The following is a 15,993-nucleotide window of genomic DNA, read 5'->3' on the forward strand; positions in this document are numbered from 1 at the left end:
AGAAAGTTTGTTATCAGGATATGGCCTGATGGTGAAGGGAAGTGTGCCGCTCTGCATAAAAGTTGTCTAATTGATTGACTTAATGGTGCGATAGTCACTGTTTATCGTGCATTTGACTTAAATGTGACGTTGGTCAAATTTTACTCGCGTTTAACCCGGCGTTTACGGGTGAAGTTTCTACATCGCGCTAATACTGTTTTTTCACAACAGAAGAGGGCGCGATACCATGAAACAGCTGACCAGCCAGATTCATGCTTTTGGCAAAGCGTTGATGATGCCGATCTCGGTCATTGCCGCTGCGGGGATATTTCTTGGATTGGCAGCAGCAATGCAAAATCCGGCGATTACCGGCGATGCGTTTGCGCAGATGCAGGTTCCACAATTAATCATTGGCTTTATCCGCAAAGTTGCTGGCGCGCTGTTCGCTAATTTGCCGGTGTTTTTGCCGTGGCCAGCGCCATCGGTTTGGCCAAAGCAGAAAAACCCACGGCGGCTTTTGCAGCAGTGATTGGTTATATTGCGATGAATGTCGGTATCAATGCCACGTTGGCCGCCAAAGGCTTAACTGCCGCTACGACCACGCCAGAAGCGTTACAGCAGGCGGGCATGGATCAAACCACGGCGATGATGACCTCGGCGGAATACATCGAGATGCTGGGCGTCTTCACCTACAACATGAGTGTGCTCGGCGGCGTCATTGCTGGCTTAGCAACAGTTGCGCTACACAATCGTTTCTACACTCAGCAGTTGCCCACGGCGATCAGCTTCTTTGGAGGGCGTCGCTTTGTGCCAATTGTCACCGTGGTCTGTTTACCGCTCATCGGTGTGCTGTTAGCAATGATATGGCCAACCATAGGTCAGGGCATTGCCTGGATCGGTCAGATGATTGGTAAAAGCGGACAATATGGCGCTTTTCTGCTAGGTGCTTTCGAGCGCATCCTGATTCCTACCGGCCTGCACCATATTTTGAATGAAACGGTGCGTTTTACGCCGATTGGCGGTATGGCGACTGTTGATGGCCAAAGCGTTGTCGGTGCACTGAATATCTTTAATACCTCTTTAACCCATCCTGGCATGATTCCAGATGAAACCATTCGCACTGCCACCCAGTTTCTTGCGCAGGGAAAAATCCCAGTAATGATGTTTGGTTTACCCGCAGCGGCGCTGGCGATTTATCACACGGCAAGGCCAGAGCATAAGCAACGCGTCAAGGCGCTGGTGATGGCGGGAGCATTAACCTCTTTTACTACCGGTATCACTGAACCGCTGGAGTTCTGTTTCATCTTCGTTTCGCCGGTGCTTTATTTACTGCATGCCTTCCTGACCGGCCTCTCATTTATGTTGATGTCGATGTTGCACTTGATGATCGGGAACGTTCAGGGTGGCGTTATCGATTTGGTCGTATTTGGCATGCTCGGCGGCAGCAAAACGCATTGGTGGTGGACGCTGGCGCTGGGCGTGATTTATGCACCGCTCTATTACTACGCTTTCCGCTTCGTCATTACCCGAATGAACGTAGAAACGCCAGGCAGAGAATCTGAGGATGAAAAACCGCAGGTGGTTGCTGCCAACGAGCGCACACAAGTGATCATCAGTGGTTTAGGCGGCCATGCGAATATTGAAGATGTTGATTGCTGTTTTACGCGTTTGCGCGTCCGGGTTAAAGATATGAAGGAAGTCGTTGATCAGACTTTAATGAGCACTGGCGCTAATGGAATAAACCGTGTCAGTAATAATGATGTCCAGGTCATATATGGCCCGCAAGTTGAAAAAATTGCGAATGAAGTAAAAACAGCATTGGGTGTAGCCTAAAAGCGAAGCGGCAGAACGTTGAAAGGTTCTTGCGGTTTATTCTCTCCGCGTTGCAGCAGGGTTATCTGTTCACTGTTGCAACGTAATTAATATTGAGTATATAAGCTTCTTTTATGGGTTTAATTTTATTAATCTTATCTGCAGTATATAGGCGCTGTTAATTACCTGAAAACAGCACTCTGGTCTGACCATGTGGCATATTCCCCTCTTTTTCAGGTAAACTCTGTATGTTCAGCGCTAAGCGCTCATTGTTTTTCTGAATAAAAGACTGGAGGTCAGATGAATAATGTCATACTGAGTATGCTTGCTAAGATTTCGAATATGGATGCTCAAGCTAAACAGCTAGCCGCTCGAGTAGAAGCGCAATCTCTGATGATGAGTGCCTTGCTTTTGACCATCGGCCAAAATGGTGGACTGAGCGAACTCATTGGCAGCGTGAATAAAGCCATCAACTCTGTCATGGTTGATCCCTATGATCCCTATCGACCTGAAGCAGAACTCCTGCTGCAAGAGTTCCAGGATATGGTTAGAGTTTCCCAAATGATCGCCAAAGAAAATGCTGTGCTTAACTCCGGCGATACAGGCCCTTTTGATGCAAAAAATGCCTAAAATTATTAATGCTGACTTTCACGCTTAGTGATCTTTTATAATTTACCACCAGTAATAAACCGCCTTTTCAGGCGGTTATTCACGTATGTTAAGCGGCCATTTTGCGGCATGCTTCAGCGCAGTGTAGACACGCTTTTGAGCATTGCTGGCAATGATCATGCTGATGTTTCCCACACTCTTCGCCGCATTGCTGACAAATATCCGCGCAAATTGCACATAATGCTTTTGCGGCATCGCTGTCCAGTGCCATAAATTGCGCGCTTAAACGACAGAGGCTGGCGCATTGTGTATCCAGTCTGATGCAATCCCGCATCATTTCTAAATTCTCTTCTTTTAAACAGGATGCGGCACAATTATCACAGGCTGCAGCGCAGAAATAGCATGCTTCAATGCAATGACGATATTGTTCAATCATATTTCCTCCTCAATTTATTCCTCCTTAAGTCTGAAAATAAAAGCGTCTTTATGCAAATCAGTAATATGTTAATAACTATTTCAGCGGCTGGTTTATTATATCTAACAATAAAAAACCCTTTTTACTTTTATGTAAGGGGAATAAGCAGTGCTGAAAAAAGCACAGCCCAAAGAAAATATTTAATGAGAAGGCAGCGCATAAGCCATCACAGAATCCCCTGAGGCTGTACCCAAACCTCCGTGTCCTCCCGCCGCAATAACCACATATTGTCTGCCATCTTCACCTTGGTAAGTCATCGGCGTAGCCTGGCCGCCTGCCGGTAAGCGGGTGCGCCACAACTCTTTTCCGCTGGCTTCGTCATAGGCACGCAGATAATTATCGGCCGTTGCCCCCATGAAAATCAGTCCACTTTGAGTAATGACGTTGCCGCCCATCATAAAGATGCCGGTTGGCAGCGGAGCGTTAGTATGTGTGCCGAAAATATTCATATCACGCGTCGTGCCAGCTGGACGTTCCCAGATGATTTTGCGGCTGGTGAGATCGATGGCGTATAACTTGCCCCATGGCGGTGTGCTACACGGGGCACCTAATAGGCTAAGCCAGGGTTTGACGACTGCCGCCCAAGGCGTGCCATATTCAGGACCCACCGCGAACTCTTTAGGTTTTGGATAAGGTTGACCGCTGGCCCAGCCTGCCCATTTCTGCATCAGACCTTGCTTAATAGCGTCGTCACTTTTCATCATTTGCATGGTGAAAGGGATATAGCTGGTATTGGCAATCATGACATTATGGCGCGGATCAATTGATGCACCGTACCAATCCATTACCCCATCAAAGGCAGGATAAGCGATGGAAGTTCCCGCTGCTGGTGGCGTGAAATTACCCTGATAACGGTAACGGTGAAACTGAATGCGGCACCAAAGCTGATCAAACGGCGTAGCGCCCCAGGTGTCGGTTGCTTTTAATACGGGCGGGGCAAGGTTGGGCATACCCACGGAATCAGGCTGCGTTGGTGAAAGATGTTCGCCCGGTAATGAGGGCGAGGTGGGAACAGATTTTTCATTCACTTGAGCCAGCGGCTTACCGGTTCGACGATCCAGCAAGAACAACTGCCCCATCTTTGTGGTTTGCACCAGCGCATGCACACCTTTTCCATCTGGAGTGGGCAGGTCAACTAACGTTGGACCAATCGGCAAGTCAAAGTCCCATACGTCATGATGCACCGTCTGGAAATGCCATTTTTCTTCGCCGCTATGAATGTCGAGTGCGACGATTGAGCTTGAATATTTTTCGTCAAAAGTGCGTCTTCCCGCACCGTAGTAATCCGGTGTGGCGTTACCCAGCGGAATATAAATCAAACCCAATTTTGGATCGGCGGTGTAGGTTCCCCAGCCGTTTGGTGTACCGCGTGTATAGGTTTCACCCGCTTTTAACGGCGCATTTGCTGGATTTCGACCCAAATCCCACGCCCAACTCAGTTCACCGGTTTTCTCATCATAGGCACGCACAACGCCTGAGGGTTCGCCCGTGGTTTGATTATCATATATCCAACCGCCTAACACGATACGGCCTTCCAGCACCATCGGCTGCGAAGTGATGTAATGAAATCCAGGCGGCACGTTGCCCATGTGATCGGTAAGAGAGACATAACCATGTTGACCAAAAGATTCGCACGGTCTGCCGGTGCGTGCGTCCAGCGCCACCATGCGCGCATCCGCCGTAGTCGTAATGATTTTCTGTGGGCAGGTCGCATCACTATCAACCTGGCTCCATGCCACACCACGGCAGGCAAGGTATTCATTAGCTGAAGTATTCGATTTTGGATCAAATTTCCAACGCTGTTTTCCTGTGGTGGCATCCAGCGCAATCACTTCACGATGAGGCGTACAAATGTACAAGCTGTTGCCCGCTTTAATGGGGGTCACTTCAAAACTGAACTCACGTCCTGCCTTGTCTTCGCCTTTACGCATGACATCACCGGTGTCGTAACGCCATGCCGGTTTTAATTCATTTACGTTCTGCGGCGTAATTTGCGTTAGCGGAGAAAAGCGTTGTCCAGCCGCCGTGCGACCGTAATGTTTCCAGTCATTGCCGTTATCTTCAGTGGCTGAGCGCTGAGCAGATTGCACGGCGGGAAAGGGGAGATGATGAACAAAGCGGGCGTCAGTGACTTGCCAGCCGCTGTAAAGAATGCCGCCGATAGAGAGAAGATAAATCAATGCGGCAGCCAACGTTGAACGGCGTTGAGCAGCAGCCGTGATGATTGGACGCACAACCCAAGGCATGCAGAGCCAAATGCCAAGAATTGCTGGCGCCAGAAGACGAGGCATTAATTGCCAGCCATCGAGTCCCACTTCCGTTAATGACCACACCACACAAATCAAAAAAGTGATCAAATAGAGCCAGATACCTGACGAGCGACGCCGTAAAAGTTGAATGCCGCTGATTAAGAAGCCAATACCAAACAGCAGATACCACGGCGTGCCGCCTGAAAAAGCCAGCCAGCCTCCGAGTATCAAATAAGCTAAACCAAACAAGCTGACCAAAAGACCACTTAGCGTTGGCCAAAAACGCAGCGATGTTGATGCCACAATACATCCCTCTGTAAAAGATTGTCAGTAAAGCCTATAGAAAAACTGACACTTTGCAGATGGCATGCTTTAAATCACACGATTTTTCCAAAATACGCTTATTTTTCAATGCGATTTAATTGGTAAATTATTGTCTCTGAAGTTTTCGAACCCTTATCGGCATACCGTTTCCGGGTTCATTGATTCAATATAATGATTCAGGATCGGACTTTTTATTGTCGCTAAATCGGATTTGTAATGCCGTCGCCAAACGAGTGAATAAGATTGCGGCTAATGCGTAGGCTCCGCCAATTGCCGTTGCAGTCAGGCGATCGGCTGCCACATTTCCCTGCGCTAACCCTGTCAGTGAAATCATAAATACCACCATCAGGGTGACGAAAAAGGTAAAGACAAAATAGGAGCCGGTTGCCAGGCGATAGGAAAGGGTAAACGCGATGTAACCTGAAACGATAAAACCGCATGCCAGCACGGCAAGTTGTGGGAAAAGGTAGGTCAGGACGCCCGCCGACAAACAGCCCAGAAACGTGCCAAACAGCCTTGCCGGCACCCGCAGCAGTGATTCTTGATAGTGGTTGCGCAAACACAACAGCAGAGTCATACCGGTCCAGTAGCCATTCTTCAGGTGATAAAGTTCAACGGTGAACAGCGCCATCCCCATCGACAATAAACCAAACAGCACTGACCAGCGCAGATGGAGTTTGTGGCGATGTTTTAGCGTCTCCTGACGCAGAAAGGAGAACAGTGAAAATCGGCTCACCCACTGCAAATGAAAATGACCTTTGCTCAACAGCAGGCAAATTATTGTTAACTGTACCAAGCCGCCGATGGAAATAAGCAGCGCTCGGTGAGTGGCATGCGCCATATCGCCAGGAAAGTAACCTGAGACCAGAAAGGCGATCGCCGCTTGCAGGAATACCCAACCCGCGGTGCCATCAATACCCGTGATGATGGCGTAGGCCGCGGTATAAATCATGGCCAGGCTGATGTAGAGCGGCAACACCGATCCCGCCATGGCGCCCAGCCAGGATGAGAAACCGAGTCCCACCACGGTTGCCAGCAGCAATTTAAATGAAGAGCCTTCCCAGGTTTTACTGGCACCAAAGGCCAGCGGCAAAGCACCGCTGGCAATGACGCTCGCTTCGGCAACATGATTTAACAGAAATCCGCCGATAAAAATCAGCATCAGTGCAGGCAAACAACAGAGGCCCAGCCGCAGGTCGTGCTTCAGTCCGGCATCCACTTTCATATTTATTCTCTCCTTGCTTCTCTCTTGCCTATCTTAAAAGTGTGAACCAGATCTTAAAAACTGAAATGATCATACCAAAGCGAAAGGAGACATTAATGTTAAACGCACCCACAGCGATTTTACTGGCGATGGCGGTTTCTGTTTGCGCGACAGACGCCAGTGCTCAAGAGCCAGAGTCGAAAAAACAGCAGGTTCAGCCGCTTCAGGTAGGCAATGTGCGCATTGGTCAGGGACAACCCGCTATTATCGTCTCGACCTCAGGGCAGGATGAAGCCAGCGTGCTGCAAGAAACTGAGCAAGCCGCACGCACGCATGAAGTGAGTATCGTTGAACTGCGTGTTGATAAACTCGCTTTTGCTATGGATGGACCGCGCGTCGCTAAATTGGGCCAGTCGATGCGCCAAAAACTGAACGGTAAGCCGTTGCTGCTGACCTTTCGTACCAAACAGGAAGGGGAGAAAAAATGCTGGACGATGCGCGTTATACGCAACTTTATCAGCAATGGTTGGCCGCGGGATTCGTTGATATGGTTGATATTGAGATGCGCATCGGTGAGCAACCAATACAAAAGCTGGTGGCAGAATCGCGACAGCAAAAGGTGGCGGTGATCCTCTCTTATCATGACTTCAATGCGACGCCGTCTAATGAAGAGATGTTACAGCGTCTGGAATGGCAAGCCGCGCACGGTGCTGATGTGTTGAAAATTGCCGTGATGCCGAAAACGCCAGAGGATGTGAATCGCTTAACGTCTGTCACCTGGCAAATGCGACAGCACAGTGATAAGCCTTTGCTGACAATGGCAATGGGAGGAAAGGGGACAATTAGCCGTATCGCGGGTGAAGTGTATGGCAGCAATCTGACGTTTGGTAACCTGGGACAAGCGTCTGCTCCCGGCCAGTTGGACGTGAATGTACTGTATCAAACATTGAAAGCGCTGCATCAGGCGGGTCAGGATAGTTAACCAAGCCGGTTAACAGACAAAAAAAGCGCCAACAACTTAGCTGTTGGCGCGAGTGCAATATGGGTGATCGTTATGCGTGTTGATTTGCGCGCTTTGGCTCTGTACGCACTGGCGTATCGCCCGCCACAAAGTATTTCGCTGTGCTGCGCGGTAACTGATGACCACGAATACGGTCAGCAATTTTCTCGCCAATCATAATGGTGGTGGCATTCAGGTTACCGGTGATGATCAGCGGCATAATGGATGCATCCACTACACGCAATGATTCCAGGCCGTGAACGCGTCCATCACCATCAACCACCGACATCGCATCGGTACCCATTTTACAGGTACCGCAAGGGTGATAAGCCGTTTCGCCATGATTACGCACAAACTCATCCAGCTGCTCATCGGTCTGGCAATCAAGACCCGGGCTGATTTCGCGGCCGCGATATTTATCCAGCGCCGGTTGCTGAATGATCTCGCGGGTGATGCGAATGGCATCACGGAACTCGTGCCAATCCTGTTCAGACGCCATGTAGTTGAACAGAATCGAAGGATGCTGACGCGGATCGCGTGATTTCAACCGCACATGGCCCCGACTTGGCGAACGCATCGAACCGACATGACATTGAAAACCGTGCGCATCCACCGCATTAGAGCCGTTGTAGTTAATCGCAACCGGCAGGAAGTGATACTGAATATTCGGCCAGGCGAACTCTTCGCGGCTTCGAATAAAGCCACCCGCTTCGAATTGGTTGCTGGCACCGAGGCCGGTGCCATTTAACATCCATTCAGCACCGATTTTCGGCTGGTTCCACCACTTCAATGCCGGATAAATAGAAACCGGCTCTTTGCATTCGTACTGCAGGTACATTTCCAGGTGATCCTGTAGGTTTTCACCCACGCCAGGCAGATCCTGTACCACAGGAATATCGAACTGCTTCAGCAAAGTCGCCGGGCCAACACCCGAGCGCTGTAAGATCTGCGGCGATGCGATCGCGCCTGCACACAACAACACTTCACGACGCGCATGAGCTTTATGTGAGGTGTTACTCTCACCCACCAAATATTCCACGCCGACAGCACGCTTGCCTTCGAACACGATGCGGTCGGTGGTGGCATGCGTGATAATTTTCAGGTTGGTACGGCCTTTAGCTTGATCAAGATAACCGCGCGCGGTGCTGGAGCGACGACCTTGTGGCGTTACGGTGCGATCCATTGGACCAAAACCTTCCTGCTGATAGCCGTTGAGGTCTTCAGTACGTGGATAACCCGCCTGCACGCCCGCTTCGATCATCGCTTCAAACAGCACGTTATTACCCGCTTTTGGCGTTGCCACGCAAACCGGGCCGTCTCCGCCGTGATAATCGTTTGGCCCGATATCACGGGTTTCGGCTTTGCGGTAGTACGGCAGGCAATCCAGATAGCTCCACGATTCCAGGCCCGGCTCTTTGGCCCAGCCATCGAGGTCCATCGCGTTGGCGCGGATGTAGCACATACCATTAATCAGCGACGACCCCCTAAACCTTTGCCACGACCACATTCCATGCGGCGGTTGTTCATGTAAGGTTCAGGATCGGTTTCGTAAGCCCAGTTGTAGCGTTTTCCCTGGAGTGGATACGCTAACGCCGCAGGCATTTGGGTACGGAAATCAAAACGATAATCTGGACCGCCTGCTTCCAGCAGTAGAACGTTTACAGTGCTGTCTTCGGTCAGGCGTGTAGCTAAAACATTCCCTGCGGATCCGGCTCCGATGATGATGTAATCAAATTCCATTCGTCGTTCCTCAGGTTGGAATAATTAAAATATTGACTGAAAACGTGACAGTTCGACCTGCACAGATTTCACTTGGGTGTAGTTTTGCAGCGTCATCAGGCCATTTTCACGACCCACGCCGGAGTGTTTGTAACCGCCGACCGGCATCTCTGCTGCCGATTCACCCCAAGTGTTAATCCAGCAAATGCCCGCTTCAATTTGATGAATCACGCGGTGCGCACGATTCAGATCCTGCGTCACAACGCCCGCAGCCAAACCAAATTCGGTGGCGTTGGCGCGGCGTACCACTTCTTCTTCGCTCTCGTAACTCAAAATTGACATCACCGGGCCGAAGATCTCTTCACGCACAATTTTCATCTCGTCGTGACAATCGGTGAATACGGTGGGGGCAACCCAAGCTCCCTGATCAAAGCCCGCGCCAGTAAGGCGTTTGCCACCGCACAGCACGCGCGCCCCTTCAGCGATACCTGACTCGATATAACGCATGACATTATCGCGATGGCTAAAGCTCACCAGCGGACCAAAGTTGGTTTCCGGCTGGCGCAAATCGCCAGGTTGGATGCGTGCCACGCGCTCAGCGATTTTCGCTTCGAATGCCGCTTTCAGCGGGGCAGGGATAAAGACGCGAGTACCATTGGTGCAAACCTGACCTGAACTGTAGAAGTTGGCCATCATGGCAATGTCGGCAGCCAAATCGAGATCGGCATCATCAAAGATGATCAGCGGAGATTTGCCACCCAACTCCATGGTGACCTCTTTCAGCGTAGATCCCGCTGCATTAGCCATGACTTTCTTGCCGCTGGCGACGCCGCCGGTGAACGAGACTTTATCGATGCCGGGATGTTCAGTCAGCAGCTGACCTGTGACTTGTCCGGTGCCCGGCAGCACGTTAAATACGCCATTTGGCACGCCAGCTTCGGTGTAGATTTCTGCCAGTTTGAGCGCGGTTAATGGCGTCACTTCGCTGGGTTTGAAGATCATTGCGTTACCCGCAGCTAATGCGGGTGCGGATTTCCACAGCGCGATCTGAATGGGGTAGTTCCAGGCACCAATGCCTGCCACCACGCCCAGCGGTTCACGGCGGGTATAAACGAATGAAGTATCACGCAGCGGGATCTGCTGGCCTTCCAGCGTGGGGATCAGGCCAGCATAATATTCCAGCACGTCGGTGCCGGTGACAATATCCACGCTGACGGTTTCGCTGTACGGCTTACCGGTATCGAGCATCTCCAGCTCAGCTAATTCGTCGTTACGCTCGCGCAAAATATCAACCGCACGGCGCAAAATGCGTGAGCGCTCCATTGCGGTCATGGCTGCCCAAACTTTTTGACCTTTTTGCGCCGCAGCAACGGCGCGATCAACATCCACTGCACCTGCCTGATGCACATCAGCCAACACTTCGCCATTGGCCGGATTGATGGTTTGGAAAGTTTCGCCTTCGGTCGCGGCTACGTAAGCACCATCGATATATAATTTTTGCTCGGTGAACAGGGACATATCTTCTCCTTCCTTTATTCGTGCTCGCCAGCCAACTGCTGACGGATGAATTGTGTGGTCAAGGTTCTGGCCGCGTCTGGATTGAAGGGCTTACCGCTTAATGCGGCACGAAGCCATAAACCGTCAATCAATGCGGCTAAGCCATAAGCCGCCAGACGCGCCTTATCGCGGGGGATTTCACGACGGAACTCTGCTGCCAGCGTTGAAAACAACCGACTGCTACTGACGCGCTCAAGGCGATTGAGCTGGGGTTGATGCATGCTGCTGGACCAAAAATCCAGCCAGGCCTTCATGGCGGCGTTGTGCACCTGCGTTTCGTCAAAATTGCCTTCGACAATCGCGCACAAGCGCGCTTCTGTGCTGGCATCAACCAAAGGCCGCAGCCTGGCGGCAACCGCATCACGCAGTTGGCGGGTCACGTCGCGCATTGTGGCTTCTAATAAGCCATTTTTGTCTTTGAAGTAGTGACTAATGATCCCGGTCGACACGCCTGCACGGCGCGCAATCTGGGCGATGGTTGCATCATTAATACCGACTTCATTAATTGTGCTCAGGGTCGCATCAATCAGTTGCCGACGTCTTATCGGCTGCATCCCCACCTTTGGCATAACTCCAACTCCACCCTCAATTCGAGCCACTATTAAAACTTTTTTGATTGCACGTTCAATATAAAAAGAAAAGTTGTTAGGATGCTGTGCTTCAGTTGTTACGATAAACGCAGCGGTGGGAAGCGCAATACAACGCCGTAGCGCAGATAAAATTTTGGCAATAAAAGGGAAGGATACGAGTCAGACATCGCCTGGCTTTGAAGTAAGTTCTTGAAATTTTGCAGTAAATTAACCAGAGGTAATCGATGATTAATTCACCTGCCAGTGAAAAAGACAGAATCAATCCTGTTGTGTTTTACACGTCAGCCGGACTGATTCTGACATTTTCACTTGTGACAATTCTTTATAGCGATTTGGCCGCAAGCTGGATCTTAAAAACGGTAAACTGGGTTTCTGCGACGTTTGGCTGGTACTACATGTTATCCGCCTCACTCTATATCGTATTTGTGCTCTATATGGCCTGTTCGCGTTTTGGTGCGATCAAGCTTGGCCCGGAACAATCAAAACCTGAATTCAGCGTACTGAGTTGGTCGGCCATGCTGTTCGCCGCCGGTATCGGTATCGACCTGATGTTTTTCTCGGTGGCTGAGCCGGTTGCGCAGTACATGCAGCCGCCAGAAGGGGCGGGGCAAACCATGGAAGCGGCTCGCCAGGCAATGGTCTGGACACTGTTCCACTATGGCTTAACCGGTTGGTCGATGTACGCCTTAATGGGAATCGCGCTGGGTTACTTTAGCTATCGCTACAACTTGCCATTGACCATCCGCTCGGCGCTGTATCCTATTTTTGGTAAGCGAGTCAATGGGCCAATCGGCCATACCGTGGATATTGCTGCTGTAGTCGGCACGATTTTTGGTATTGCCACGACATTAGGCATCGGTGTGGTTCAGTTGAACTACGGTCTGAAAGTCTTGTTTGATGTTCCTGAAGGGCTGACCGCGCAAACGGCACTGATTATTTTGTCTGTGGTCATTGCGACCATTTCCGTGACGTCCGGCGTGGACAAAGGGATCCGTATTCTTTCAGAGATCAACGTGGCGCTGGCGCTGGGTTTGATCCTGTTTGTGCTGTTTATGGGCAATACTGAATTCCTGCTGAATGCGCTCGTGCTGAACGTGGGCGATTACATCAATCGCTTTATGGGCATGACGCTGAACACCTTTGCCTTTGATCGTCCAACCGAATGGATGAACAGCTGGACACTCTTCTTCTGGGCGTGGTGGGTTGCCTGGTCGCCGTTTGTTGGCTTGTTTCTGGCGCGTATCTCTCGTGGTCGTACTATTCGTGAATTCGTACTGGGAACGCTGATTATTCCGTTTACCTTTACGCTGTTGTGGCTGTCGGTATTCGGTAATGCCGCGCTGTACGAAATCATTCACGGTGATGCAGGATTTGCGCAGGAAGTGATGGGCCATGCGGAACGCGGCTTCTATAGCCTGCTGGCGCAATATCCCGCCTTTAAGCTGAGTGCTTCCGTGGCAACGATTACCGGTATGCTGTTTTATGTCACTTCAGCCGATTCTGGATCGCTGGTGCTTGGCAACTTCACTTCGAAGCTGAAAGACATCAACAGTGATGCACCGAACTGGTTACGTATTTTTTGGTCAATTGCCATCGGCGTATTAACCCTGAGTATGTTGATGACCAACGGTATTTCGGCGTTGCAAAATACCACGGTAATCATGGGGCTGCCGTTCAGTTTTGTCATGTTCTTTGTGATGGCGGGTTTGTATAAGTCGCTGAAAATTGAGGATTACCGTCGGGCCAGCGCCTCGCGTGAAACTGCTCCCTATCTTGCGGCGGCAAATGATCGTCTGAGCTGGAAAAAACGCCTGTCACGTTTGATGAACTATCCCGGCACACGTTATACCCAGCAAATGATGGAAACCGTGGTGTTCCCGGCGATGCAGGATGTTGCGAAAGAGCTGGAACTGCGTGGCGGTAAAGTGACGCTGGAAAGCGTGCCAGCCGATGAGGCTAACCCGATCGGCTATCTCGATCTGCGGGTGAATTTGGGTGAAGAGCAGGACTTTGTTTATCAGGTCTGGCCGCAACAGTATTCGGTTCCGGGCTTCACCTACCGCGCACGCAGCGGTAAATCAACCTATTACCGCCTGGAAACCTTCCTGCTGGAAGGCAGTCAAGGCAACGATTTAATGGATTACAGCAAAGAACAGGTGATTATCGATATTCTCGATCAGTACGAACGCCACCTGAACTTTATCCATCTTCATCGTGAAGCGCCGGGCAATAATATTACGTTCCCCAACGTCTAACGCGCATGGCACAGGCCGGAGAATCTTTCTCCGGCTTTTTTCAGTTCTACGCTGACCCGCAACGTCAACAAATCATCTATCTTTAAGGCGTTATGTCTCATCGGTATTGACAGGGAGTCGTATGAAAAAATCCTCAGCACGTTTCTTCCGCTTTATGCCACCACATTGTTGATGCTGTTAGGTTCCGGCCTTCTGACTACCTACGTTTCGCTGCGGCTGGCGCATGAGCAGGTTAATGGTGCGCTGATTGGTGCCATCATCGCGGCTAACTATGTCGGTTTGGTCATTGGCGGCAAAGTTGGGCATAACCTGATTGCCCGCGTGGGCCATATCCGTGCTTACGTCTCCTGTGCTGGCATCATTACCGCCTCCGTGATTGGACATGGTTTGACAGACTTCATCCCGCTGTGGGTTTTTCTGCGCTTGATCATCGGTCTTTGCATGATGTGCCAGTACATGGTGCTGGAGAGTTGGTTGAACGATCAGGCTGAATCTTCGCAGCGTGGCGTCATTTTTGGTTTTTACATGGTGGCGACCTATTTAGGCTTAAGTGGCGGGCAGGTTTTACTGACGCTGCAAAGCGGTTTTGGCGTCAGCACCTTGCTGATTGTGGCACTCTGCTTTGCGCTGTGTCTGGTGCCGATCGCCTTGACTACGCGCACCAATGTACAGGCGATGTCGCCCGCGCCAATGGAGCTGGGCTATTTCATTCATACCATTCCTAAACTGCTGGGCACCACGCTGATTACCGGCATGGCGGTAGGGGCGTTTTACGGGCTAGCGCCGGTGTATGCCAGTAGCAAAGGCTTTTCAACCGCACAAACCGGCCTGTTCATGAGCTTAACGATATTTGCCGGGCTGGTGTCGCAATTTCCGCTGAGCTGGCTCTCTGACCGCTACGATCGCCAGCGCTTGCTGTTCTTTATCGCCGTGCTGTTTGCTATTAGCGCATTGCCGCTGGTCTTGCTGCCGCACCTGACGTTTGGCTGGTTGTTGGGCGTCTCTTTTATCGCCAGCATGATGCAATTCTCGCTCTATCCGTTACAGGTTGCGTTAGCTAACGATCAGGTCGCAGCTGAACGTCGTGTTTCTTTAACCGCCTGCCTGCTGATGGCATTTGGTATTGGTGCCAGTATTGGGCCGCTGATCGCTGGCGCACTGATGCAACCGCTCGGTAGCAATATGCTTTATCTCTGTTTCATGCTGTGCGCGGTAGCCATTGCTCTGTTAAGTTACACCGCTAAACATATTCCGATGCCGACCACCGAAGTACCGTTACCGCACGTGGTATTGCCAGACAGTTTGGCAACTTCACCGTTGGGTGCGGCATTAAATCCGACGCTTGAAGAGGAGGTGATTCAGGCATCGATGGGGAGCAACGAGGATGAAGTCGAGGAGCAGAAGGGCGAACAGCCCACCTGTGATGGGCCCACATGAGTTGAAAAAGTGGACGCGGGAAGAGTTGCAGGAGCTGGCGAAGCATTACAGGCAGAAAACCAGAGATTTGATTAAGCAGCATGAGCCTTGAAGCCAATCGTTTTGAAGAACAAGTTTCACTAATACCTATTCGTTTTTGTTATTGAATACCACGCAGTACTCACCCTTTGGGGTAGTGAAATTCTTCTAAGTAAGTTGCTGATTATCATCAATAATCGTTTGGATTGCTTCATCTAAGGCCATCATTGATCCACCCTCATTAGCTAAAAAAATTTTTATCACTTACTAAGGTTTTCGGCATACATCTGCAATGCTTTAGTAACCACTACCGCCTGTGATTCTCCAGTCTCATTTGCCAGTCGTTCCAGCAATTCGATAACGTTCATGTGGAGCTTAATACCTTTAACCTTCACGCCGCGCTTTTCATCGCTCTTTTTCTGAATGTCAGATATTGACTGTGCCATATGAAAATCCTAAATTAAGTGGGTATGGTGAGAGGGGTTTCCCCCTCTCTTCCTGACTGTCTTAGTAGGCTGGCGAGCTAATCACTAAGAGAACATTCAGGATGATGATTAATTTCATCATAACCCTTTTCTCGTTGGCCTCTGCTTCGGTAGGGGCCTTCCCGTTTCAGCATCTTGCTGATGTGATTACATATAGGTTAACCTATAATTATAGGCAAAATGTTTCTTCGTGTTTTAACCGAAATATCAAATAATTATTAAGGCTCGCTAAGGCGGGCTGATCGGGGCTAAGAAGATTACCTTGATGCAGTGGTTAATT

The 15,993-nt window shown here is 50.4% G+C and carries 10 protein-coding genes and 3 pseudogenes; 5 read left to right on the plus strand and 8 right to left on the minus strand.

All coding sequences use genetic code 11. The features are described from left to right. The first annotated feature begins 226 nt into the window (after positions 1–226). Together KQP84_RS12045 and iraP are read left to right on the plus strand one after the other, a co-directional pair. Positions 227–1,812: pseudogene (locus KQP84_RS12045) on the plus strand (PTS transporter subunit EIIC). 279 nt (positions 1,813–2,091) lie between these two features. Beyond that, positions 2,092–2,421 carry an anti-adapter protein IraP gene (iraP, locus tag KQP84_RS12050; protein WP_215846716.1) on the plus strand — a complete coding sequence of 110 codons (330 nt, stop codon included), beginning with the start codon at positions 2,092–2,094 and terminating at the stop codon, positions 2,419–2,421. Positions 2,422–2,509: 88 nt separating this feature from the next. Here iraP and KQP84_RS25365 read toward each other — a convergent pair whose 3' ends face one another. From KQP84_RS25365 to KQP84_RS12060, 3 genes are all read right to left on the minus strand, one after another. Further along, complete coding sequence (locus tag KQP84_RS25365; RefSeq protein WP_243077844.1) at positions 2,510–2,836, minus strand: four-helix bundle copper-binding protein; 327 nt, start codon at positions 2,834–2,836, stop codon at positions 2,510–2,512. Between the two features lie 179 nt (positions 2,837–3,015). Beyond that, positions 3,016–5,427 carry a membrane-bound PQQ-dependent dehydrogenase, glucose/quinate/shikimate family gene (locus KQP84_RS12055; protein WP_215846717.1) on the minus strand — a complete coding sequence of 804 codons (2,412 nt, stop codon included), beginning with the start codon at positions 5,425–5,427 and terminating at the stop codon, positions 3,016–3,018. A gap of 184 nt (positions 5,428–5,611) precedes the next feature. Then, positions 5,612–6,673 (minus strand): FUSC family protein, encoded by a 1,062-nt coding sequence (locus tag KQP84_RS12060; protein ID WP_215846718.1) that lies wholly within the window; start codon positions 6,671–6,673, stop codon positions 5,612–5,614. 128 nt (positions 6,674–6,801) lie between these two features. On the opposite strand from KQP84_RS12060, the pseudogene aroD reads away from it, so the two are divergent. Beyond that, positions 6,802–7,634, plus strand: a pseudogene (gene aroD / locus KQP84_RS25370) (type I 3-dehydroquinate dehydratase). Between the two features lie 70 nt (positions 7,635–7,704). Here the strand turns inward: aroD and betA are convergent. The 3 genes and pseudogenes from betA to betI form a co-directional block, all read right to left on the minus strand. After that, positions 7,705–9,392 (minus strand): annotated as a pseudogene (gene betA, locus KQP84_RS12075) (choline dehydrogenase). Between the two features lie 24 nt (positions 9,393–9,416). Next, positions 9,417–10,889 carry a betaine-aldehyde dehydrogenase gene (gene betB, locus KQP84_RS12080; protein WP_215846720.1) on the minus strand — a complete coding sequence of 491 codons (1,473 nt, stop codon included), beginning with the start codon at positions 10,887–10,889 and terminating at the stop codon, positions 9,417–9,419. Between the two features lie 14 nt (positions 10,890–10,903). Then, on the minus strand, positions 10,904–11,497 hold the full coding sequence (gene betI / locus KQP84_RS12085) for a transcriptional regulator BetI (RefSeq protein ID WP_215846721.1): 594 nt from the start codon (positions 11,495–11,497) through the stop codon (positions 10,904–10,906). Between the two features lie 245 nt (positions 11,498–11,742). Here betI and KQP84_RS12090 point away from each other — a divergent pair, with 245 nt between their 5' ends. After that, positions 11,743–13,773, plus strand: coding sequence for a choline transporter (locus tag KQP84_RS12090; RefSeq protein ID WP_215846722.1), 2,031 nt, complete (start codon positions 11,743–11,745; stop codon positions 13,771–13,773). Between the two features lie 105 nt (positions 13,774–13,878). After that, on the plus strand, positions 13,879–15,210 hold the full coding sequence (locus tag KQP84_RS12095; protein ID WP_309140176.1) for an MFS transporter: 1,332 nt from the start codon (positions 13,879–13,881) through the stop codon (positions 15,208–15,210). A gap of 278 nt (positions 15,211–15,488) precedes the next feature. On the opposite strand, the gene KQP84_RS12100 is transcribed toward KQP84_RS12095, so the two are convergent. Both KQP84_RS12100 and KQP84_RS26195 read right to left on the minus strand, forming a co-directional pair. Further along, complete coding sequence (locus KQP84_RS12100) at positions 15,489–15,674, minus strand: ribbon-helix-helix domain-containing protein (protein ID WP_215846724.1); 186 nt, start codon at positions 15,672–15,674, stop codon at positions 15,489–15,491. Between the two features lie 61 nt (positions 15,675–15,735). After that, positions 15,736–15,795 (minus strand): type I toxin-antitoxin system Ibs family toxin, encoded by a 60-nt coding sequence (locus tag KQP84_RS26195; RefSeq protein WP_215848273.1) that lies wholly within the window; start codon positions 15,793–15,795, stop codon positions 15,736–15,738. Positions 15,796–15,993 lie beyond the last annotated feature (198 nt).

It is taken from the genome of Candidatus Pantoea bituminis, assembly GCF_018842675.1.
In the GTDB taxonomy this organism is placed as follows: Bacteria; Pseudomonadota; Gammaproteobacteria; order Enterobacterales; family Enterobacteriaceae; genus Pantoea; species Pantoea phytostimulans.